Annotated in this window: 19 protein-coding genes; 14 read left to right on the plus strand and 5 right to left on the minus strand. The window is 75.4% G+C overall.

Going from position 1 to position 20,540, the window contains the following annotated elements:
- The first annotated feature begins 18 nt into the window (after nucleotides 1-18).
- Genes hppD through Q3W71_RS26790 form a run of 6 tightly spaced genes read left to right on the plus strand, consistent with a single transcriptional unit; the run spans nucleotide 19 to nucleotide 6,136 of the window.
- Nucleotides 19-1,110, plus strand: a complete 1,092-nt coding sequence (hppD, locus tag Q3W71_RS26765) for a 4-hydroxyphenylpyruvate dioxygenase (RefSeq protein ID WP_302922240.1) — start codon at nucleotides 19-21, stop codon at nucleotides 1,108-1,110.
- Nucleotides 1,107-2,036 (plus strand): phytanoyl-CoA dioxygenase family protein, encoded by a 930-nt coding sequence (locus tag Q3W71_RS26770; protein ID WP_302922241.1) that lies wholly within the window; start codon nucleotides 1,107-1,109, stop codon nucleotides 2,034-2,036. Before hppD ends, Q3W71_RS26770 begins: the two co-directional genes overlap by 4 nt.
- Before the next feature lies 1 nt (nucleotide 2,037).
- On the plus strand, nucleotides 2,038-2,835 hold the full coding sequence (locus Q3W71_RS26775; RefSeq protein ID WP_302922242.1) for a DUF3050 domain-containing protein: 798 nt from the start codon (nucleotides 2,038-2,040) through the stop codon (nucleotides 2,833-2,835).
- Nucleotides 2,832-3,803 carry a thiamine pyrophosphate-dependent dehydrogenase E1 component subunit alpha gene (locus tag Q3W71_RS26780; RefSeq protein WP_302922243.1) on the plus strand — a complete coding sequence of 324 codons (972 nt, stop codon included), beginning with the start codon at nucleotides 2,832-2,834 and terminating at the stop codon, nucleotides 3,801-3,803. The genes Q3W71_RS26775 and Q3W71_RS26780 overlap by 4 nt, the downstream gene beginning before the upstream one ends.
- The gene (locus tag Q3W71_RS26785; protein WP_302922244.1) at nucleotides 3,804-4,775 is read left to right on the plus strand and encodes an alpha-ketoacid dehydrogenase subunit beta; all 972 of its coding nucleotides are present in this window, start codon (nucleotides 3,804-3,806) and stop codon (nucleotides 4,773-4,775) included. It abuts the gene before it with no gap.
- Nucleotides 4,776-4,777: 2 nt separating this feature from the next.
- Entirely contained in the window at nucleotides 4,778-6,136 is a 1,359-nt protein-coding gene (locus tag Q3W71_RS26790; protein ID WP_302922245.1) for a hypothetical protein, read from the plus strand.
- Between the two features lie 82 nt (nucleotides 6,137-6,218).
- Here Q3W71_RS26790 and Q3W71_RS26795 read toward each other — a convergent pair whose 3' ends face one another.
- Nucleotides 6,219-7,190 (minus strand): YafY family protein, encoded by a 972-nt coding sequence (locus Q3W71_RS26795; protein WP_302922246.1) that lies wholly within the window; start codon nucleotides 7,188-7,190, stop codon nucleotides 6,219-6,221.
- A gap of 62 nt (nucleotides 7,191-7,252) precedes the next feature.
- On the opposite strand from Q3W71_RS26795, the gene Q3W71_RS26800 reads away from it, so the two are divergent.
- Nucleotides 7,253-9,523: an excinuclease ABC subunit UvrA gene (locus tag Q3W71_RS26800; RefSeq protein ID WP_302922247.1), complete on the plus strand. Its 2,271-nt coding sequence runs from the start codon at nucleotides 7,253-7,255 to the stop codon at nucleotides 9,521-9,523.
- A gap of 36 nt (nucleotides 9,524-9,559) precedes the next feature.
- Here the strand turns inward: Q3W71_RS26800 and Q3W71_RS26805 are convergent, their stop codons facing one another.
- Nucleotides 9,560-10,252, minus strand: a complete 693-nt coding sequence (locus Q3W71_RS26805) for an SGNH/GDSL hydrolase family protein (RefSeq protein WP_302922248.1) — start codon at nucleotides 10,250-10,252, stop codon at nucleotides 9,560-9,562.
- 136 nt (nucleotides 10,253-10,388) lie between these two features.
- Here Q3W71_RS26805 and Q3W71_RS26810 point away from each other — a divergent pair, with 136 nt between their 5' ends.
- Together Q3W71_RS26810 and Q3W71_RS26815 are read left to right on the plus strand one after the other, a co-directional pair.
- Nucleotides 10,389-10,856, plus strand: coding sequence for an LOG family protein (locus Q3W71_RS26810; protein WP_302922249.1), 468 nt, complete (start codon nucleotides 10,389-10,391; stop codon nucleotides 10,854-10,856).
- 190 nt (nucleotides 10,857-11,046) lie between these two features.
- Nucleotides 11,047-12,096, plus strand: coding sequence for an L-dopachrome tautomerase-related protein (locus tag Q3W71_RS26815; RefSeq protein ID WP_302922250.1), 1,050 nt, complete (start codon nucleotides 11,047-11,049; stop codon nucleotides 12,094-12,096).
- A 19-nt stretch (nucleotides 12,097-12,115) separates the two neighbouring features.
- Here Q3W71_RS26815 and Q3W71_RS26820 read toward each other — a convergent pair whose 3' ends face one another.
- The 3 genes from Q3W71_RS26820 to Q3W71_RS26830 all read right to left on the minus strand — a co-directional run bounded on the left by Q3W71_RS26820 (nucleotide 12,116) and on the right by Q3W71_RS26830 (nucleotide 15,439).
- The gene (locus tag Q3W71_RS26820) at nucleotides 12,116-12,520 is read right to left on the minus strand and encodes an MmcQ/YjbR family DNA-binding protein (protein WP_302922251.1); all 405 of its coding nucleotides are present in this window, start codon (nucleotides 12,518-12,520) and stop codon (nucleotides 12,116-12,118) included.
- A gap of 139 nt (nucleotides 12,521-12,659) precedes the next feature.
- Nucleotides 12,660-13,871: an MFS transporter gene (locus Q3W71_RS26825; RefSeq protein ID WP_302922252.1), complete on the minus strand. Its 1,212-nt coding sequence runs from the start codon at nucleotides 13,869-13,871 to the stop codon at nucleotides 12,660-12,662.
- Nucleotides 13,868-15,439: a class I adenylate-forming enzyme family protein gene (locus tag Q3W71_RS26830; protein ID WP_302922253.1), complete on the minus strand. Its 1,572-nt coding sequence runs from the start codon at nucleotides 15,437-15,439 to the stop codon at nucleotides 13,868-13,870. The genes Q3W71_RS26825 and Q3W71_RS26830 overlap by 4 nt, the downstream gene beginning before the upstream one ends.
- 279 nt (nucleotides 15,440-15,718) lie before the next feature.
- Between Q3W71_RS26830 and Q3W71_RS26835 the strand changes: the two genes are divergently transcribed.
- The 5 genes from Q3W71_RS26835 to Q3W71_RS26855 all read left to right on the plus strand — a co-directional run bounded on the left by Q3W71_RS26835 (nucleotide 15,719) and on the right by Q3W71_RS26855 (nucleotide 20,537).
- Nucleotides 15,719-17,023 (plus strand): SGNH/GDSL hydrolase family protein, encoded by a 1,305-nt coding sequence (locus tag Q3W71_RS26835; RefSeq protein ID WP_302922254.1) that lies wholly within the window; start codon nucleotides 15,719-15,721, stop codon nucleotides 17,021-17,023.
- A gap of 62 nt (nucleotides 17,024-17,085) precedes the next feature.
- Complete coding sequence (locus Q3W71_RS26840; RefSeq protein WP_302922255.1) at nucleotides 17,086-18,309, plus strand: cytochrome P450; 1,224 nt, start codon at nucleotides 17,086-17,088, stop codon at nucleotides 18,307-18,309.
- Complete coding sequence (locus Q3W71_RS26845; RefSeq protein ID WP_302922256.1) at nucleotides 18,306-18,443, plus strand: hypothetical protein; 138 nt, start codon at nucleotides 18,306-18,308, stop codon at nucleotides 18,441-18,443. The genes Q3W71_RS26840 and Q3W71_RS26845 overlap by 4 nt, the downstream gene beginning before the upstream one ends.
- Entirely contained in the window at nucleotides 18,440-19,417 is a 978-nt protein-coding gene (locus Q3W71_RS26850) for an alpha/beta hydrolase (RefSeq protein ID WP_302922257.1), read from the plus strand. Before Q3W71_RS26845 ends, Q3W71_RS26850 begins: the two co-directional genes overlap by 4 nt.
- Entirely contained in the window at nucleotides 19,410-20,537 is a 1,128-nt protein-coding gene (locus Q3W71_RS26855) for an alpha-hydroxy acid oxidase (protein ID WP_302922258.1), read from the plus strand. Before Q3W71_RS26850 ends, Q3W71_RS26855 begins: the two co-directional genes overlap by 8 nt.
- Nucleotides 20,538-20,540 lie beyond the last annotated feature (3 nt).

The following is a 20,540-nucleotide window of genomic DNA, read 5'->3' on the forward strand; positions in this document are numbered from 1 at the left end:
GGGGGAAGGGCTGATGAGATGGACATCCGTGGAATCGACCACATCGAACTCTACGTGGGGGACGCGCGGCAGGCCGCCTTCTACTTCGGCCGCGCGGTTGGCTTCCAGCCGTGCGGCCAGGGCGGCCCGGAGACCGGGCTGGCCGGCCGGCGCTCGCTGCTGCTGGGCCAGGGGGACATCCGGCTGGTTCTCACCACCGGGCTGACCGCCGAGCACCCGGCCGCCCGGTACGTGCAGCGGCACGGCGACGGCGTGGCGGTGGTGGCCGTCGAGGTGGACGACGCCGCCGGGGCGTACGCCGAGCTGGTGGCCCGGGGCGCGACCGGGGTGACCCCGCCGGAGACCTTCACCGGCGCGGACGCCGAGGTGGTCGTCGCCGAGGTGGGCGGCTTCGGCGACGTGCGGCACCGGCTGGTGGAGCGGCGCGGCGACCGGCGCGACTTCCTGCCCGGCGCGGTGGAGCCGACCCCGCCGCCCGCCGGCGGCGGCGACCCGCTGCTCGCCGAGATCGACCACCTGGCGGTCTGCGTGCCGCCGGGTCAGCTCGCCGAGACGGTCCGGCGGTACCGGGAGGTGTTCGGCTTCGCGGAGATCTTCACCGAGCACATCGAGGTCGACGGGCAGGCGATGAACTCCACGGTGGTGCAGAGCCCGTCCGGCCGGGTCACCCTGGTGCTGCTGGAGCCGGACCGCAGCCACCGGCCGGGGCAGATCGACGCCTTCCTCGACCAGCACGCCGGCGCCGGCGTGCAGCACCTGGGGCTGCGCACCGACGACATAGTCACCGCGGTCGGCGCGCTCGCCGCCCGGGGGGTGCGATTCGCGGCCACCCCGGGCAGCTACTACGACGAGCTGGAGGCCCGGGTCGGCCGGGTCGACGCGCCGCTGGACCGGCTGCGCGAGCTGGGCGTGCTGGTCGACCGGGACCACGCCGGGCAGCTGTTGCAGATCTTCACCGAGTCGATGCACGTGCGCCGCACCTTCTTCCTCGAACTGATCGAGCGGCGCGGGGCGCTGACCTTCGGCAGCGGCAACATCAAGGCGCTCTACGAGGCCAAGGAACGGGAGCTGGCCGCGACCGCGGCCGTACCGCAGGGGGTGGGTGCGTGACCACGACGGAGTTCGACCCGAGGCTGACCGCCGAGGAGGAGGCGCTGCTGCCCTCGGAGGAGGACGTGCGGTTCTACGCCGAGCACGGCTGGTACCTGTCGAAGAAGCTGCTCACCGACGAGGAGGTGGACGCCCTCGCGGCGGCCGCCGAGCGCTACTACGCCGGCGAGCGGGACCGCCGGCTGCCGGTCCGCCCGCCCAAGCTCGCCTACTGGGAGCCGGCCAAGGGCGCGGTGCAGCGGCACAACGACTACGTCCACCACGAGCACGACGGGCTCGCCGCGATCCTGCGCAAGCCGCTGATCGGCGCGGTCGCCGCCCGGCTGGCCCGGGCCGAGGAGATCCGCGTGTTCCAGTCCACGCTGATCTACAAGCCGCCGATCTCCGGCGAGCCGAGCAACATCGTGCCCTGGCACTTCGACAAGCACTACTGGGCGTCCTCGTCGTCCGAGAAGATGCTGACCGCGTTCATCCCCTTCCACGACTGCGGCGAGGAGATGGGCACCATCACCATGGTCGACGGCTCGCACCGCTGGCGGGAGATCGGCGCGGACGACACGGTGGTGCGGCACTTCGCCGAGCGCGACCGCGACCAGCTGGAGGAGATGCTCGCCGCGAACGCGGCGCACAACGGCGCCGAGATCCGCAAGGTCCCGATGGTGATCCCCAAGGGGCACATGAGCTTCCACCACTGCCGCACCTACCACGGCAGCGGCGCCAACGTCAGCGGCCGCCCCCGGCAGGCGATCTCGCTGCACCTGCAGGACGGCGACAACGCCTGGCGGGCGTACCGGCTCTCCGACGGCTCGCTCGCCGCGTACAACCACGACGTGCTGGTCCGCCGCACCGCCGACGGGCGGCCGGACTACGCGGACCCCGAATACTGCCCGGTCATCTGGCGCCACCGCGCCCAGCAGGGAGGCTGACATGTCACGGTACGACTGGGGCAAGACGCACCCGGGGATCGAGCGCCTGGAGCGGGTGGTCGCCGACCGCCGTGACGTGGTGGTCAAGCACCCGCTCTACGCCCACCTGGACACCCACGAGGCGCTGGTCACCTTCATGACCCACCACGTCTTCGCGGTCTGGGACTTCATGTCGCTGCTGAAGTCGTTGCAGCGGCAGCTCACCTGCGTCACCGTGCCGTGGATCCCGACCGGGCCGACCGGCAGCCGCCGGTTGATCAACGACATCGTGATGGTGGAGGAGAGCGACGAGCTCGGCGACGGCTACCTCAGCCACTTCGAGCTGTACGTGCGGGGCATGCGGGAGGCCGGCGCGGACACCACCGCGGTGGACCGGCTGGTCGAGCTGCTGCGCGCCGGCCAGCCGGTGGGCGCGGCGCTGGCCGAGGCCGGGGTGCCCGCCCCGTCGGCCGCGTTCGCCGCCACCACCTGGCGGATCATCGAGGACACCCCGGTGCACTGCCAGGCGGCGGCCTTCGCGTTCGGCCGCGAGGACCTGATCCCGGACATGTTCGCCCAGGTCGTCGCCGTGAACGAACGCAGCCGGCGGCTGCACCACTTCGTCGACTACCTGGAGCGGCACATCGAGGTCGACGGGGAGCAGCACACCCCGATGGCCATGCAGATGCTCGCCGACCTGTGCGGCGACGACGACGCGAAGTGGCAGCAGTGCGCGGACACGGTGAACACCGCGCTGGCCGCCCGGGCCCGGCTCTGGGACGACATCCTCGCCGCGATCACGGCGGGCCGCGGGCGGTGAGCGACGCCGACCGGGTCCGGCTCTACCGCACCGTCCGGCTGATCCGCCGGTTCGAGGAGCGGGCCATCGAGCTGGTCCGCGCCGGGCACATCGTCGGCGGCATCCACCCGTACCTCGGTCAGGAGGGGATCGCCGCCGGCGTGTGCGCCGCGCTGGGCGCCGACGACGTGATCGCCGGCACCCACCGCGGGCACGGGCACGTGCTGGCCAAGGGGGCCGACCCGGCCCGGATGCTCGCCGAGCTGTGCGGGCGGGCCAGCGGCCTGAACGCCGGCCGGGGCGGCTCGATGCACGCCGCCGACTTCGGCGTCGGCGTGCTCGGCGCCAACGCCATCGTCGGCGCGTCCGGGGCGATCGTCACCGGGGCGGTCTGGGCCCGCCGGCGTCGCGGCGCGGACACCGTCGGGGTGAGTTTCTTCGGCGACGGCGCGGTCAACGAGGGGATGCTGCTGGAGGCGTTCAACCTGGCCGCGCTCTGGCGGGTGCCGGTGCTGTTCGTCTGCGAGAACAACGGCTACGCCACCACCATGCCGGTCGCCGGCGCGGTGGCCGGCAGCATCACCGGGCGGGCCGCCGCCTTCGGCATGCCGGCCACCGTCGTGGACGGCCAGGACCCCGAGGCGGTACGCGCCGCCGCCACGGCGGCCGTCGCCCGGCTGCGCGCCGGCGGCGGCCCCGAGCTGATCGAGGCCGCCACCTACCGGTTCGACGCCCACCACACCTTCGAGCACCAGGTACGCCTCGACTACCGCCCGCCCGACGAGGTGGCCCGGGGCCGGTCCCGGGACCCGGTGGCGATCCAGGGCGCCCGGCTGTCCACCGCCGACCGGGCCGCGGTGGACGCCGGGGTGGAGCGGGAGCTGGCGGCGGCGGTGGAGTTCGCCCTGGCCGGCCCCGAGCCGGACCCGGCCGACGCGCTGGCGCACCTGTACGCCAGCGGGCTCACCGCGCGCACCGGAGGTGGGTAGATGCCCCGGCTGTCCTACCGCAGGGCGCTCACCCGGGCGCTCGCCGACGAGCTGGCCCGCGACGAGACGGTCTTCCTGCTCGGCGAGGACATCCGGGTCGGCGCCGCGAACGTCACCGCCGGGCTGCTCAAGCGCTTCGGCCCGGAGCGGGTGCGGGACACCCCGCTGTCGGAGCAGGCGTTCACCAGCTTCGCCACCGGCGCCGCCCTGGCCGGGCTGCGCCCGGTGGTGGAGTTCCAGATCCCGTCGCTGCTGTTCCTGGTCTTCGAGCAGATCGTCAACCACGCGCACAAGTTCCCGCTGATGACCGGGGGGCAGTGCGCGGTGCCGGTGACCTACCTGGTGCCCGGCTCCGGCTCCCGTACCGGCTGGGCGGGGCAGCACTCCGACCACCCGTACAGCCTCTTCGCCCACGTCGGGGTGACCACGGTGGTGCCGGCCACCCCGGCGGACGCGTACGGGCTGCTGGTCTCGGCGGTGCGCTGCGACGACCCGGTGGTGGTCTTCGCCCCGGCCGGCGCGCTGGACGTCCGCGCCGACGTGGACTTCGCCGCCCTGGCCCCGGTGCCGCTCGGCCGGGGCCGGGTGCACCGGCCCGGCGACGACGTCACGGTGGTCGCGGTCGGGCACCTGGTGCACGACGCGCTCGCGGTCGCCGAGGAACTGGCCGGCGAGGCGTCGGTGGAGGTCTACGACCCGCGCACGCTGTATCCGTTCGACTGGGACTCGCTCGCCGAGTCGGTGGCCCGCACCCGGCGGCTGGTGGTGGTCGACGACTCGAACCGGTCCTGCGGGATCGCCGGCGAGGTGATCGCCACGATGGTCGAGCGGGTGCCGCTGGTCGCGCCGCCGCGCCGGGTCACCCGCCCGGACGGCGCGGTGCTGCCGTTCGCCCCCGCGCTGGACCGGGCCGTGCAACCCGGCCGGGACCAGTTGCGTACCGCCATCCACCACGTGCTGAAGGACGGGTAGCCATGATCGACGTTGACCACCGCTGGCCGTCCGCCGCGCAGGCGTGGCTGGACCTGCCCGCCGACGTACGGGCCGAGATGGTGGCCGCCGGGGCGAAGTCCTGGCGGGAGATCTTCGACGGCCGGGCCACGTACAACCGGCGGTGGCGGCTGGCCCGGCCGCCGGTGATGGACCGCGCCTCGCTGGACGTGCTCAACGCGGTCTGCGACCGGCTCGCCCAGCTCATCTTCGAGGCGTGCCGGCGACGCGCCGGCACAGCGGGGGAGCTGCGCCGGCTGCTCGGCGTGCCGGCCGGGGCGACCCGGTTGCTGGACGACGACGAGCCGCTGGGCGAGGAGCTGCTGGCCGCGTTCCGGCCGGACGTGCTGCTCTCCGGCGGGGTGCCGCGGGTGGTCGAGTACAACATCGACAGCAGCCTCGGCGGCGCGTTCGACGCCGACACCGTGGTCCGCCGGTTCGTCGACGTCTACCGGGCCCGGGGCCTCACCGACCGGGTCCGCCTGGCGGCGGCGCCGTCCGCGGTGGACCGCCGGTTCGCGGCGATCCGCGCCGGGCTGGGCCTGCCCGACGGGGCGCGGGTGGCCATGCTGCTCGACTTCGACGCCGAGTACCCGGGGCTGGACGACCCGCAGCGCTTCCTGCGGGTGCTCGCCCCGGTGGCCGAGCGGGCCGCCGCGTTCGGCCTGGACCTGGTGATCGCGCCGGTCTCCGGGGTGACGCTGGACGACGGCGACCGGCTGGTCGTCGACGGCGCGCCGGTCGACGGGGTGTTCCGGCTCTTCGTGCCCAACCGGGTCACCCAGAGCGCCGGGGTGGACGCGCTGGAGGCGGCCCTGGCCGCCGGGACGGTGCCGATGTGGGTGTCGGCGGCGGCCTGGCTGCTGGCCAACAAGCTCGGCTTCGCCTGGCTCTGGGCGGACGCCGACGCGCTCCCGGCCGCCGACCGCGCGCTCATCCACCGCTACGTGCCGCGTACCTGGGCGCTCACCCCGGAGCTGCTGGACCGGGCGGTGGCCGACCAGGCCGACCTGGTGGCGAAGCCGGCCGACGGCTCGGCCGGGGTGGACGTGCTGATCGGGCGGGAGTGCGCCGCCGACCGGTGGCGTGACGGGGTGCGGCGGTTCGCCGAGCGGGGCGGCTTCATCCTCCAGGAGTACGTCCCGGCGGACACCGTCCCGCTGGACTTCGTGCACATCGAGACCGGCGAGACGGTCAGCGCCGAGGTGCCCTACAGCATCGCGCCGTACCTGTTCGGCCGCCAGCCGGCCGGCGCCTGCATCCGCACCGGCTTCCCCGGCTGCGACGGCGTGCTCAACCTCGCCCGCGGCGTCCTCCTCTCCGGCCTCCTGGTAACCACCTGACCCACCCCCGCCCCCGCTCCGCCTGGGTCGATCATGAAGTTGGTGCGGCTCGCCCCGGCGTGTCCCGTCCCCAACCTCATGATCAACGAGACGGGCCGGGGGTGGTGGCGGAGAGGAGGCGGTGGGCGAAGGTGCGGCAGGCCGCGGTGAGGTCGGGTGGGGCGTCGATGGTGAAGTCGGCGTCCAGGAAGGCGAGGTGGAGCAGCAGCCACCGCCAGGAGTCGACCGAGACGGTGACCCGGGTCCGCCGGTCGCCGACCGCCTCGATCTCGGCGTCGTGGTAGCGCAGCGCGTCCAGCACGGGCGCTGCCGGCGCCGCCACCACGAGGGTGACCCGTTGCCGAATCCGGTCCAGGCCGCGGCGCAGGTACTCCAGCGCCGACCCGGCGGGCAGCGGCCGGCGGCGGTAGCCGGTGCCGGTGCGCAGCGGGTCGCCGACCCGGTCGAGCCGGAACACCCGCCAGTCCGCGCGGTCGAGGTCCCAGCCCAGCAGGTACCAGCGCAGGAGGTGGTGGACCTGCCGGTACGGCTCGACCCGCCGCCGGCTCCGCCCGCCCCGGGCGTCGGTGTAGTCGAACGTCACCACCTCGGCCCGGTCGATGGCCTCGGCGAGCAGGCCGACCTGCTCGGCGGCCACCGGCGGGGTCTCCTGCGCGCCCGTCTCCAGGCTCGCCCGGACGGAGGCCACCCGCGGGCGCAGCCGGGCCGGCAGGAACTGGTCCAGCTTGCCGTACGCGCGGGTGGCCGCCGCGTCGAGTCCGCCCGCCGCGGCCGGCCCGGTGGCGGCGAGCGAGGCGAGACCGAGCAGGGTGGCGATCGCCTCGTCGTCGTCGAGGACGAGCGGCGGCATGGTCCGGCCGGCCGCGAGCCGGTAGTAGCCGCCCGGCCCGGGCTGGGTGTCGACCGGGTAGCCGTAGCCGCGCAGCCGCTCGACGTCCCGACGCAGGGTGCGCGGGCTGACGCCGAGCCGCCGGGCCAGTTCGTCGCCGGAGAACGACCGGCCGCTCTGCAGGGTCGACAGCAGGGAGAGCATCCGCCCGGTCACATCCGCCACGACCCCATTCTTCCGGTGATCGAGGTCAGGATCCGGCCACATCTGCTCGTAGCGTCGCCGGCATGGACCACCGCAGCATCACCATCCGGGGCGCCCGCACCAACAACCTGGCCGCCCTCGACGTCGACGTCCCGCGCAACCGGCTGGTCGTCTTCGTCGGAGTGTCCGGGTCGGGCAAGTCGTCGCTGGTGTTCGACACCATCGCCGCCGAGGCGGGCCACCAGCTCAACGAGACCTTCCCGCCGTTCGCCCGCAACCGGCTGCCGAAGTGGACCCGGCCGGAGGTCGAGCACATCGGCGGCCTGTCGCCGGTGATCGTGGTCGACCAGCGCCGGATCGGCGGCAACGCCCGCTCGACGGTCGGCACCGTCACCGACGCCTGGACCTACCTGCGGCTGCTCTTCTCCCGGGTGGGCACGCCGCACGTCGGCGAGTCGAACCGGTTCTCCTTCAACGACCCGGCCGGCATGTGCCCGACCTGCTCCGGCCTCGGCGAGGTGGTGGCCAGCGCCGTCGACCGCTTCCTCGACCTGGACCGGTCGCTGGCGCAGGGGGCGATCCGGCTGCCCGGATTCGGCGACGGCGGCTACTGGTACGCCCAGTACGCCGACATCGGCACCTTCGACCCGCACACCCCGCTGCGCGAGTGGAGCCCGCAGGAACGGGCGGCGCTGCTGTACGGCGGGGAGGCCGCCGCGAAGCTGGGCCGCAAGCCCCCCAAGGCGTACGAGGGGGTGGTCGAGCGGTTCGAGCGGATCTACCTGCACACCTCCGACAGCCTCTCCGAGCGCAAGCAGGAGGTCATCCGCCGGTTCACCCGCTCGGAGGTCTGCCCGGAGTGCCACGGTGACCGGCTCAACGCGGCGGCCCGCACGGCCACCGTGCTCGGCCACACGATCGGCGAGCTGTCCCGGCTGGAGGTCACCGAACTGGCCGCAGTGGTCCGCGCCGTCACCGCCGCCCAGGTGGCGCCGGTGGTCGCGGCGCTGACCGCCCGCCTGGACGCGATCACCACCATCGGGCTCGGCTACCTCACCCTGTCCCGGCCGACCACGACCCTCTCCGGCGGCGAGTCGCAACGGATCAAGATGGTCAAGCACCTGGGTTCCAGCCTGGTCGAGATGACCTACCTGGTGGACGAGCCCACCGTCGGGCTGCACCCGGCCGACGTGGCGGCCACTGTCCGGTTGCTGGAGCAGCTGCGCGACCGGGGCAACAGCGTCCTGGTCGTGGAGCACGACCCGGCCGTGATGGCCCGCGCGGACCAGGTCGTCGAGATCGGACCGGGCGCCGGCGCCGACGGAGGTCGCCTGGTGTTCCAGGGCAGCTTCGCCGAGCTGCGCCGCGCCGACACCCCGACCGGGCGGGCACTGCGCGGGCGCCGGCCGGTGCGGCGGGAGCCACGGGTCGGCACCGGCCGCCTCACCGTCGCCGACGCCACCCGCAACAACCTGCGGCGGGTGACCGTGGCCGTACCGACCGGTGTGCTGACCGTGCTGACCGGGGTGGCCGGCTCCGGCAAGTCCAGCCTGGCCGCCGAGCTGGTGGCCCAGCACGCCGCGACGGTCATCGACCAGAGCCCGGTCAGCACCAACCGGCGCTCCACCCCGATCACCTACACCGGCATCGCGCCGGCGATCCGCCGGCTGTTCGCCGCGCACAACGGCGTGCCGGCCGGGCTGTTCAGCGCCAACTCCACCGGTGCCTGCCCGGACTGCCGGGGGCTCGGCATCATCCACACCGACCTGGCCTTCCTGGACGGGCAGGAGGTGGTCTGCGAGACCTGCCAGGGCCGGCGGTTCACCCCGGAGGTGCTCGGCTACACCGTCGACGGGCTGTCGATCGCCGACGTCGACGCGCTCACCGTGGACCAGGCCGTCGTGCGGCTGCCCGACCGGCAGATCGCCCGCGCGCTGCGCCACCTGGCCGACGTCGGGCTCGGCTACCTGCGGCTGGGCCAGTCGTTGAGCACGCTCTCCGGTGGAGAGTGTCAGCGGCTCAAGATCGCCAGGGAGCTCCGCGAGACGGAGCGGCCCACCACGTACGTGCTCGACGAGCCGACCACCGGCCTGCACCTGAGCGACGTCGACACCCTGCTGGCGATCCTCGACGGCCTCGTCGACCGGGGCCACACCGTCGTGGTCATCGAGCACAACCTCGACGTCATCCGCCGGGCCGACTGGCTCATCGACCTCGGCCCCGGCCCCGGCCGGCACGGCGGCACCGTGCTCTACGAGGGGCACGTCGCCGACTACACGGACCGGGACACCCCCACCTGCGCGGCGCTGACCGGCTCGGCGGCCGACGCCGAGCACCTGGCGGCCGCGCGCTGACGGCCGGCGATGCCGAGCGGCATCCGGCCGGGACGGTCAACCGGCCTGCCGGATGCCGGCGAGGTGGGCGCCGAGGCGGCGGACCGTCTCGGCGGCGGCGATGGCGTCGCTGCGGGCGCTGCCGTGCCGGCCGTCGCTGCTGTAGATCGACGGGTCCGCGGTCAGCGGGTGGTCGGTGAGCCGGACGTGCAGGGTGCCGAGCCGCTCCGCGAGCGCGCCGGTGTGGGCGGAGAGCCGGCGCATCCGCTCGGCCAGGCCGGCGCGGTGCCGCTGCGGGACCGCCGGGCTGTGCGACACGTCGAACATCCCGACGGTGATCACGTCCGCCCCGGCGGCCCGCAGCGCCTCGACCATCGCGGTCAGCTCGGCGTCCACCGCGTCGGCGTCGTAGGCCGGGGCGAAGGCGTCGTTGCCGCCGCAGACCACCAGCGCCAGGTCGGGGTGGAAGGCGAGCGCCGGGGCGAGCTGGGTGGCGCGTACCTCGTGCGCCCGCAGCCCGCGCCGCCCCAGGTTCAGGTACGCCAGCTCGGGCCGGACGGCCCGCAGCTCGGCGGCGATCCGGTCCGCCCACTGCACATCCGGGTAGCCGTCGACCGGCTCGCAGAGCCCCTCGGCCACGCTGTCACCCAGCACCGCGAAGCGGCGCCACGGATGCCCGCGCAGCAGCGCCGCGCTCTCTCCGGGGCGCAGGCACCACGGGTCCGTCGCCTCGGTCAACGTCGATGGCATGGGGGTACGCTAATCGATCCCGCCGGCCGCGGGCAGCGGCCCGACGGGCAGGCCGCCCTCCGCCGGGTGGACCCTCGCGCCGGCCCACGGCAGGACCACCGCCGCGGGCATGATGGGCGGCGGAAGGGGGCGGCCGATGGTGCAGGTGGCGGTCTGCGGGCCGGCGGACGCGACGGCGACCGAGCTGGCGTACGCCCGCCGGGTGGGGGAGCTGCTCGCCGAGCGGGGCGTGACGGTGCTCTGCGGCGCCGGCGGCGGGGTGATGGCCGCCGTCGCCGCCGGCGCCCGCTCCCGGGCCGGCGTGGTGATCGGCGTACGCCCGGACGACGGCACCGAGCCGGGTCCGGCCGACTGTTCCGCGGTACTGGTCACCAACATGGGCCAGGCCCGCAACGCGATCCTGGTGTGGAGCGCCGACGCGGTGATCGCCGTCGGCGGTTCCTGGGGCACGCTCAGCGAGGTGGCGCTGGGCCTGCGCCGCGGCCGCATCCCGGTGGTGGTGCTCGGCGGCTGGCGGATCCGCGACGCCGACGGCCGGCCGGTGCCCGGTCCGGTGCACGTAGCCACGCCGGAGGAGGCGGTCGCCGCGGCCCTGCCGGCCTGACGCCGGCCGAGCCGGCCGGCGCACGCCGCCCCGGTGCGGCGGACCACGGCCAGCGGCACCGGTCGGCCCGGCGCGGGTCGGCGGCTCCCGCCGGGGTGCGGTGGGCGGCGGTGGGCGGCGGTGGGCATGGCGGGCGGCTCGGCGGGTAGGCCGCTCTTCCTGGCCGGCGGGCGAGAGGGGGGCGGGCGGGATGAGCGGTGCCTGGCCGGACCGGCCGGACGACCGGCTGGTGCCCGTGCACGCCTCGGACCGGATCTGGAACGGGGTCACCACGGCGGCCGGGCGGACGTTCGTCTGCTACCCGAACGCCGACGGGCCGGGGACCGCGGTGGCCGAGCTGCGGGCCGACGGGACGGCCGTGCCGTACCCGGACCCGGCCTGGAACGCCGTCCGCGACGACCACGACCCGGACGGCGCCTTCGTCACCGTGAACAGCCTGCGGACCGGGCCGGACGGGCTGCTCTGGCTCGTCGACAGCGGCGCCCCCGGGTTCGGCGCGCCGCCCGTGCCGGGCGGCCCCCGCCTGCTCGCCGTCGACCTCGCCACCGACCGGATCACCCGCGCGTACGACCTGACCGCCGTGACCCGGCCGACCAGTTTCCTCGACGACGTCCGGTTCCACGGCCCGACCGCCTACCTCACCGACGCCGGCGCGCCCGCCCTGGTCGTGCTCGACCTGCCCAGCGGCCGGGCCCGGCGGGTGCTGGACGGGCACTGGAGCACCACCGCCGGCCGACCGATGAGCGCCGACGGCGCGGCGCTGCGCGACCCGGACGGCGGCGAGGTGCGGCTGCACGCCGACCAGTTGGAGGTCTCGCCCGACGGTGCGCACCTGTACTTCCAGCCGGCCTGCGGCCCGCTCGCCCGGGTCGCCACCCGCTGGCTGGACGACCCGGACGTCCCGCCCGACACCCTCGCCGGCGCCGTCGAGCGCTGGTTGGACACGCCGAGCACCGGCGGCACCGCCGTCGACGCCGACGGCGTGATCTACCTCAGCGACGTGGACCGGCGCCGGATCCTGCGGATCACCCCGGACCGGCGGGTGGAGCCGCTGGTCGCCGACCCGCGCCTGGCCTTCGCCGACGCGCTCTGGCTCGACGGCGGCGGCGACCTGCTGATCCCGGTTACCCAGCTGCACCGCACCGCCGGTCTGGGCGGCGGCCGGGACCGCGTCGAGCGGCCGCTGCGGATCTACCGGCTGCCCGTGGGCGCCCGGCCGGCCCCCAACGACCACCGCTGAGCGGGCCCGGTCGCCCCGGTCAGGACGGAGTGGTCGGCTGCCCGGCCTGGTACGCGGCCGCCAGCCGCTTCGGGGCGCAGGCGTACCACGCCTCGACCACCAGTTCGGTCAGCTCCTCGACGTCGAGCTGGTCGAGCCGCGCCAGGATCACCGGGTAGCCGTCGAAGTGCGGGGTGGTGAAGTAGACGGCCGGGTCGTCGGCGAGCAGCGCCTCCTTGGCCCCCAGGTCGGGCACGTACGCGCCGAGCACCGGGCCGTCCGGCGCGGCCGGACCGAGCGCCTCGCGGTCGGCCTTGCGCAGCGGGCGGTCGAAGACGAAGGACTTCTTGCGCACCCGCCACGCCGGCGCCCCGTTGTACGACGGGTGTTCGCTGGTCTCCGGCAGGCCCAGCGCGATGCGGCGGACGTCGTCCCAGGTGGCCACGCCCCGACGATACGCGCCGTGCGCCGCCGGTGGGTGGCCGTGCGGTCAGCCCGCCCGCCGCCCGGCTCGGGCCGTCGGGCAGCGTCCGGGCGATCACGGGCGCGAACCCCCGCCACCCCCTGCTCGACCGGAGCGGGGATCAGGGGGTGGTGGGGGCGGGGGCCGGCTCGGGGCGCAGGGCGCCGGAGAGGGGGAGCAGGGTCACCAGCAGGCAGGCGGCGGCCATCGCCAGCAGGGCCGGGCCGAGGCCGAACGCGGCCACCGACCAGCCGCCGAGCAGCGCGCCGACCGGCAGCCCCACGAAGCCCAGCGACCCGGCCAGTCCGATCACCCGGGTCTGCAACTCCGCCGGCACCCGCTCGTAGAGCGCCACGCCCAGCAGCGGGTTCACCGCGGCGATGCCGATGCCGGACAGGAAGGTCACCACCAGCACCACCGGCAGTTCCTCGCTGAGCGCCAGCGCCACCAGCCGGGGGGTGCCGCTGAGCAGCGCCCCGGCCACGAAGGTCAGGTACCGGGGCAGCCGGGGCCCGAGCACGGTGAACAGCAGGTTGCCCAGCAGGGCGCCGGCCGAGAAGGCGCCGAGGACCAGGCCCAGCCCGGCCGGGTTGCCCAGCACGTCGGCCACCCAGAGCGGGATGTAGACGGCGATGCTGGCGTTCGCCACCATGTTCAGCGCGGCGATCACCAGCAGCATGCTCAGCAGCGTGCGGTCCCGGCCGAGGTAGCGGAACCCGCCGGCGAGCGCCCGCAGGTAGCCCTCCGGCTGGGCCGGCGTCGCGCTGGCCGCCGGCGGGCGGACCAGGGCGCCGATCAGCAGCGCGCAGACGCCGAACGTCGCCGCGTCGATCAGGATCGCCCCGGTCACCCCGAACCACCAGACCAGCAGGCCGCCGGCGGCCGCCCCGGAGAGGGTGACCAGCCGGCCCAGCCCGTCGTAGACCGAGGTCAGCCGGATCAGCCGCACCCCGGCGGCCTCCGCGGCGGGCCGGAACAGCACGTGCTTGACCCGGTCACCGATGCCGCGCAGCCCGCCGACCACGGCCACCAGCGCCACCAGGGCGCCGAAGCCGAGCCACGGGGTGAGCGCCACCGCGACCATCAGCGCCGCGCTGGCCAGGTCGGCCAGGATCGAGGTGCGGCGCAGCCCGATCCGGTCCGCCCACGGCGTGGCCAGCGCGCTGGAGAGCAGGTACGGCAGCGTCTCGGCGAACGCCACCAGGCCCATCTTCGCCGGGCTGCCGGTGGTCTCCAGCACCAGCCAGGGGATGGCCACCACCGAGATCCGGCTGCCCAGGTTGGAGATCAGATCGGCGGTGACCAGGGTGACCAGTTCCCGCCGGGGGGTCACGCCGGGCTGCCGATCGCGGCGTGCGGGTGGGCCGCGGCGTACCGGGCACGCAGCGCCCGCTTGTCCACCTTGGCCGAGCGGTTGAGCGGCAGCCGGTCGACGAACTCGACAGCTCCGGGCGCCCAGGTGTCGCTCAGTGCGGTGGTCACCAGGTCGATCAGCTCGGCGGCGGTCACCGTCGCGCCGGGCGCCGGCACCACGAAGGCGTACGGCAGCTCGCCCGCGACCTCGTCGGGAACGCCGATCACGGCGGCGGCCCGCACCTGCGGGTGCCCGGCCAGCACGTCCTCGATCGGGCGGGAGTAGATCGGCCAGCTGCGCTGCCGGCTGAGGATCCGGTCCTGCAACCGGTCGACCAGGTAGAGGTAGCCGTCGGTGTCCAGGTGCCCGATGTCGCGGGTGCGTACCCAGCCGTCGACCAGCGTGTCGGCGGTCAGCTCCGGTTGACAGTGGTAGCCGGCGAAGCGCAGCTCGGTGTGCACCCACACCTCACCGTCGACGCCCGGCGGCAGCACCGTGCCGTCCTCGGCGCGGATCTCCACCCGCACGTCCCCGTACGGCCGGCCGCAGGAGCGCAGCCGCTCCGGGTGCGCCGGGTCGTCGGTCAGCCCGGGCAGCGCGGTGACCACCACCGCCTCGCTCAGCCCGTACACGATGCGCAGCACCGGGCCGAAGCGGGCGATCGCCTGCCGCAGCCGGGCCGGCGCGGCGGGCCCGGCGCCCACGTTGAACATGAACATCGCGGAGAAGTCCGCGCCGTCCAGCGCCGGATGGTCCAGCACCTCGTAGAGCATCGGCGGGGTGACGAAGGTGGAGTTGATCCGCTCCCGCTGCACCGTGTCGATGAACCGCGCCGGGTCCCAGCCGTCGCGCAGGACCAGCACGCCACCGGTGAACAGGTTGAACAGGGTGGTGATCTGGCCGCTGGCCAGCCACATCGGGGAGTGCGACAGGTGCCGCAGCAGCGGGAAGCCGGCGGCGCGGAAGTCCGCCGCCAGGGTGAGGATCTGCGCGTAGAAGCTCTCCCGGTGGTGCACCAGCTTTGGGCTGCCGGTGGTGCCGCTGGTCTGCAGGAACGACTCCGGCGCCGGCACCTCGCCCGGCACCTCGCCGGGACCCGGCCGGTCACCGGCGGCGGTGAGGTCGGGGCCGGCGCCGCCGGGACCGAGGCAGAAGACCGGCACGCCGGGCAGCGCGGCGGCCAGTTCCGGCCCGAGGCTGGCCGGGTCCCGCGCGTCGTAGAGGAAGGCGTCGGGGCGGGCCAGCCGGGCGAAGTCGGCGACCTCGCGCCGGGAGGTGACCGGCGCGACCCACATCGTCCGGCAGCCCAGCAGGTGCAGGGCGAGCTGCACCAACGGCCCCTCGACCGGGTTGCCGAGCGCGACCAGCACCGCCGCCCCCGGCCGTACGCCGTGCGCGCGCAGCGTGCCGGCCAGCCCGCACACCTCGGCGTGCACGTCGGCGTAGCTGAGCCGGCGGCCACCGCCGACCAGCGCCGCCCGCTCGCCCCAGCCGGCGAAGAGGGCCAGCGCCCGGTGCACGTAGCTGGTCCGTTGCCCGTCAGTCATCGGCAGTCCCCATCCGGTCCGGCGGTGCCCGGGCAGCCCCCGGGGCACGGCGCGGCGGTGGCGCGCGGTCGGCGACCACCTCGCCGCCGCCTGTGAGCGTAGGGTGTTCCCGCCGTCGGCGGAGAGTGGCCGAACGGCGCTCCGCGCGGGGCTGGCGGACATTTGATCGCGTCGATCAGGTTGATTGACGCCCATCTTCGGCGGCGGCTAGTTTCCGGTCCATCGTCCAGCCGGTGACCGTCCCTGACGGCCCTGGGCTGCCACCACGATGGAGGTTCAATGGCGACTCCGAAGAGATGGCACGTGACAGTTTCCGCCGCCGCGCTGCTGGTCGCGGGCACCCCCGCGGTGGTCGCCAGCGCCGGCCCGGGGTCGACCTCCGGGGCGCGCGGCGACCGCGCCGTCTGGGCGGGCAGCTGGGCCGCCGCGGTGACCCGGGGCAACGCCACCGGCCTGACCAACACCGGGCTGAACAACCAGAGCGTGCGGATGGTGGTGCACACCTCGGTCGGCGGTCCCCGGCTGCGGGTGCGGTTGAGCAACGTCTACGGCGAGCAGGCGGTTCGGGTCGGCCGGGCCACCATCGCCCGACCGAACACCGCCACCGCCGACGACCACTCCGACATCGACCCGGCGAGCCTGCGCGAGCTGCGCTTCAACGGCGCCGCCTCGGCCACCATGAACCGCGGCGCGGAACTGCTCAGCGACCCGGTCGACTTCCCGGTCGGCGACCAGCAGGACCTGGTGCTGACCGTGCACTTCCCGACCCCGACCGGCCCGGTGACCTTCCACGGCCAGTCCCGGCAGACCAACTTCATCGGCGCCACCGACCTGACCTCCGCCGCCGACGGCGCGGGCTTCACCATCCGGCCGAACTGCTGCTGGTTCTTCCTCTCCGGCATCGACGTGCAGCGCCGGCACTCGCCGGGCTCCGTGGTGGTGCTCGGCGACTCGATCGGCGACGGCAACGGCAGCACCGTCAACGCCAACAGGCGCTGGCCCGACCTGCTCGCCGACCGGCTGATCGACGCCCGGCCGGATGTGCGCACCCCGGGCGTGCTCAACCTGAGCCTGGCCGGCAACCGGCTCAACCACGAGGGGCCGGAGCCCGGCGCGGGCGGCTTCCCCGGCTACCACGAGCTGGGGCCGAACGCGGTCAGCCGGCTCGACGAGGACGTCTTCGCCCAGACCGATGCCCGCACCGTGGTCACCCACCTGGGCATCAACGACATCTGGATGTCCGGCGACTCCGCCGAGCAGGTCATCGCCGCGCTGCGGCAGATCAACCAGCAGGTCAAGGCACGCGGCCTGCGCAGCCTGGTGGCCACCCTGACGCCGTACGAGGGGCACGGCAACCCGGGGGTGTGGACGCCGGAGAAGGAGGCCACCCGGCAGGCGGTGAACGCCTGGCTGCGCGCCGGCGACGAGTTCGACGGGCTGCTCGACTTCGACCGGGTATTGCGCGACCCGGCCCAGCCCAGCCGGCTGCTGCCCGCGTACGACTCCGGTGACCACATCCACCCGAACGACGCGGGCAACCAGGCGATGGCCGACGCCGTGCCGCTGCGCCTGCTCGGCCTGTGACATCGGGCGCGGGCGGCGGCCCACCCCGCCGCCCGCGCCACCGTTTCCGGGGGGAGACCGACGTGGACGTCACGCAGTTGCTGACCCGGCTCTACAGCGACGAGGGCCGGCAGGACCCGTACCCCTGCTACGCCGGGCTGCACGAGCTGGGGCCGGTCAGCCCGGTGCCGGCGCGGGCCGAGCACCGCACGGTGGCCGCCGTCGCCGTCGGCTACGACCTGGTCAGCCAGGTGCTGCGCGACCCGGAGTGGTACAAGCAGGCCCCGCCCGGCTGGCGGGAGCAGGAGGTGCTGCGCACCCTGCAGACCTCGATGATGTTCGTCAACCCGCCCGACCACACCCGGATGCGCGCGGTCTTCGCGAAGACCTTCACCCCGCGCCGGCTGGGCGCCCTCGAACCGGTGGTGGTCCGGGTGGTCGACGAGTTGCTGGACCGGATGGCCGACGCCGGGGCGGCCGGGTTCGACTTCGTCGCGGAGTTCGCGTACCCGATGCCGGCCCGGGTGATGGCCGAGTTCATCGGCATCCCCGCCGGGGAGCTGGACTTCTACCGGCAGCGGGTGGAGCGCATCGACGACTTCCTGGACGTCGCGGGCAAGACCCCGCAGCGGCTGGCCGCCGCCAACGCCGCCGCCGCCGAACTGCGCGCCTTCTACGCCGGGCTGATCGCGCACCGGCGCCGCCGCCCCGGCGGGGACCTGATCAGCGCCCTGGTCGAGGCGGTCGACGCGGGCGACGTCCCGCTCACCGAGGACGAGCTGGTCAGCAACCTGATCGTGCTGTTCAACGCCGCGTTCGTGACCACCGTCTACATGCTCAGCAACGGCCTGCCGCTGCTGCTGTCCCACCCCGAGGTGGCCGCCGCGCTGCCCGGCGACGACGCGCTGACCCGCGGCGCCGTCGACGAGATCCTCCGGCTGGAGGCGCCGGTGCACTTCCTGGCCCGGGCCGCGCCCCGGGACACCGTGCTCGGCGGGGTGCCGGTCGAGCGGGACCAGAACGTGCTGCTGGTGATCGCCGCCGCCAACCGCGACCCGGCCCGGTTTGCCGACCCGGACCGGTTCGACCCGCGCCGGCCCGGCCCGCCGTCGCTCGCCTTCGGCGTCGGGCTGCACTTCTGCCTCGGCGCCGCCGTGTCCCGGCTGGAGGGTCGGCTCGCGCTGCCCCGGCTGCTGCGCCGCTTCCCCCGGCTCGCGGTCGCCGAGCGGCCGATCTACAGCGGTAGCCTCTTCCTGCGCGGCATCGACAAGCTGCTGCTGCACACCGGCGGGCGGGAGGCCGCATGAGCGAGCGGATCACCCGGCCCGGCACGGCGCGCCGGCACGGCGCACGCCGCGGCGCCGGCATGAGCGAGCGAACCGCCCGGCTCGACGCGACGGCGCTCCGGGTCGGCCCGGCGCGCGACGGAGGTACGGCATGAGCCTGCACCCGCAGGTGGCCACGTACCGGGCGGCCCGCGCCGCGGCCGGCACGCCACCGCTGTACACCCAGACGCTGGCCGAGGCCCGCGCCGCCGACCTGGCCGCGATCCGGGCCGGCGGCGGCGCTGTCGAGCCGGTGCACGAGGTACGCGACGCGCACGTCCCCGGCCCGGCCGGCGACCTGCCGGTACGCGTGTACCGGCCGGCAGGGTCCGGCCCGCTGCCCACCCTGGTCTACTTCTTCGGCGGCGGCTGGACGCTGGGCAGCATCGACACCGCCGACGGCATCTGCCGGCGGCTGGCCAACGCGGTGCCCTGCCAGGTGGTCACCGTCGGCTACCGGCTCGCCCCGGAGCACCCCTTCCCGGCCGCGGTGCACGACTGCCACGCGGCCAGCCGGTGGCTCGCCGCGCACCCCGAGCAGTTCGACCTGGACCCGGCGCGGGTCGCGGTCGGCGGCGACAGCGCCGGCGGCAACCTCGCCGCCGCGGTCACCCTGCTGGCCCGGGACCGGGGCGGGCCCCGGCTCGCCGCGCAACTGCTGGTCTACCCGAACACCGACCAGACCGCGACGGCCCCCGGCGACGACGACCCGCTGCTGTTCAACCGCCACTCGGTGGCCTGGTACCGCCGGCACTACCTGCCCGACCCGGCCGCCGCCCGCGACCCGCTGGCCTCACCGCTGCTCGCGCCGGACCTCACCGGCCTGCCGCCCGCCCTGGTCGTCACCGCCGAGCACGATCCGCTGCGCGAGCAGGGCGAGCGGTACGCGCACCGGCTGCGCGCCGCCGGGGTGCCGACCACGCTCACCCGCTACCCCGGGATGATCCACGGTTTCTTCGCCATGCCCGGCGTCTTCGACGACGGCCGGCGCGCCCAGGACGAGGCCGCCGCGTTCCTGCGCGGGCGGTTCGGGTTGACCGGCACCGACCGGGACACGGTGCCGGCGGGAAGGGGGACCGACGATGGCTGAGGACGTGCTGCCGAAGCCGGCCCGGCCGGTGGGGGAGCCACCCGCGCCGGCCTGCCTGGCCGACTACGCGGAGCGGGCCCGGGCGGTGCTCCCGCCGGAGGTGTGGGACTACATCGACGGCGGCAGCGGCGCCGAGATCACCCTCGCCGCCAACCGGCGCGCGCTGGACCGGGTGGCGGTGCTGCCCCGGGTGCTGCGCGGGGTGCCGACCCCGCGCACCGAGACCCGCCTGCTCGGCGCACCGTCCGCGCTGCCGGTGGCGGTGGCGCCGATCGCGTACCAGCGACTGGTGCACCCGGACGGGGAAGTGGCGCTGGCCGCCGCCGCGGGCGCGGCCGGCGTGCCGTACGTGGCGAGCACCCTGGGCAGCGTGCCGATCGAGCAGGTCGCCAAGGCCGGTGGGTCGGTCTGGTTCCAGCTCTACTGGCTGCGCGATCGGGGTCTGGTCACCGACCTGCTGGACCGGGCGCACGCGGCCGGCTGCACGGCGCTCACGGTCACCGTGGACGTGCCGATCCTCGGCCGGCGGCTGCGCGACGTGCGCAACGCGTTCGCCGTACCGCCGCACGTGGTGGCGGCCAACCTGCCGGCCGGGCGGGACGACCTGGCGCACACCGCCATGCCGGGCGTCTCGGCCATCGCCGCGCACACCGACGCGGTCTTCGCGCCCGCGCTGAGCTGGGACGACCTGGACTGGCTGCGCGGGCGCACCGCGCTGCCGCTGGTGGTCAAGGGCATCCTCGACCCGCGTGACGCCGTCCTCGCGGTCTCCGCCGGCGCCGACGCGGTGGTGGTCTCCAACCACGGCGGCCGGCAACTGGACGGCGCGCCGGCCACCGCCGCCGTGCTGCCCGAGGTGGTCGCGGCCGTCGCCGACCGGTGCGAGGTGCTGATGGACAGCGGCGTGCGCGGCGGGACCGACGTGCTGCGCGCCCTGGCGCTGGGCGCCAACGGGGTGCTGGTCGGCCGGCCGATGCTCTGGGCGCTGGCCGCGGGCGGCCAGGCCGCGGCGGAGGCGGCGCTGACCCTGCTCGCCGACGAGTTCCGCGACGCGCTGGCGCTGACCGGCTGCGCCGACCCGGCGGCCGCCCGCGAGCTGCGCACCCGGACGGTGGACTGAGCG

The sequence above is a fragment of the Micromonospora sp. C28SCA-DRY-2 genome (assembly GCF_030519475.1).
Classification (GTDB): domain Bacteria; phylum Actinomycetota; class Actinomycetes; order Mycobacteriales; family Micromonosporaceae; genus Micromonospora.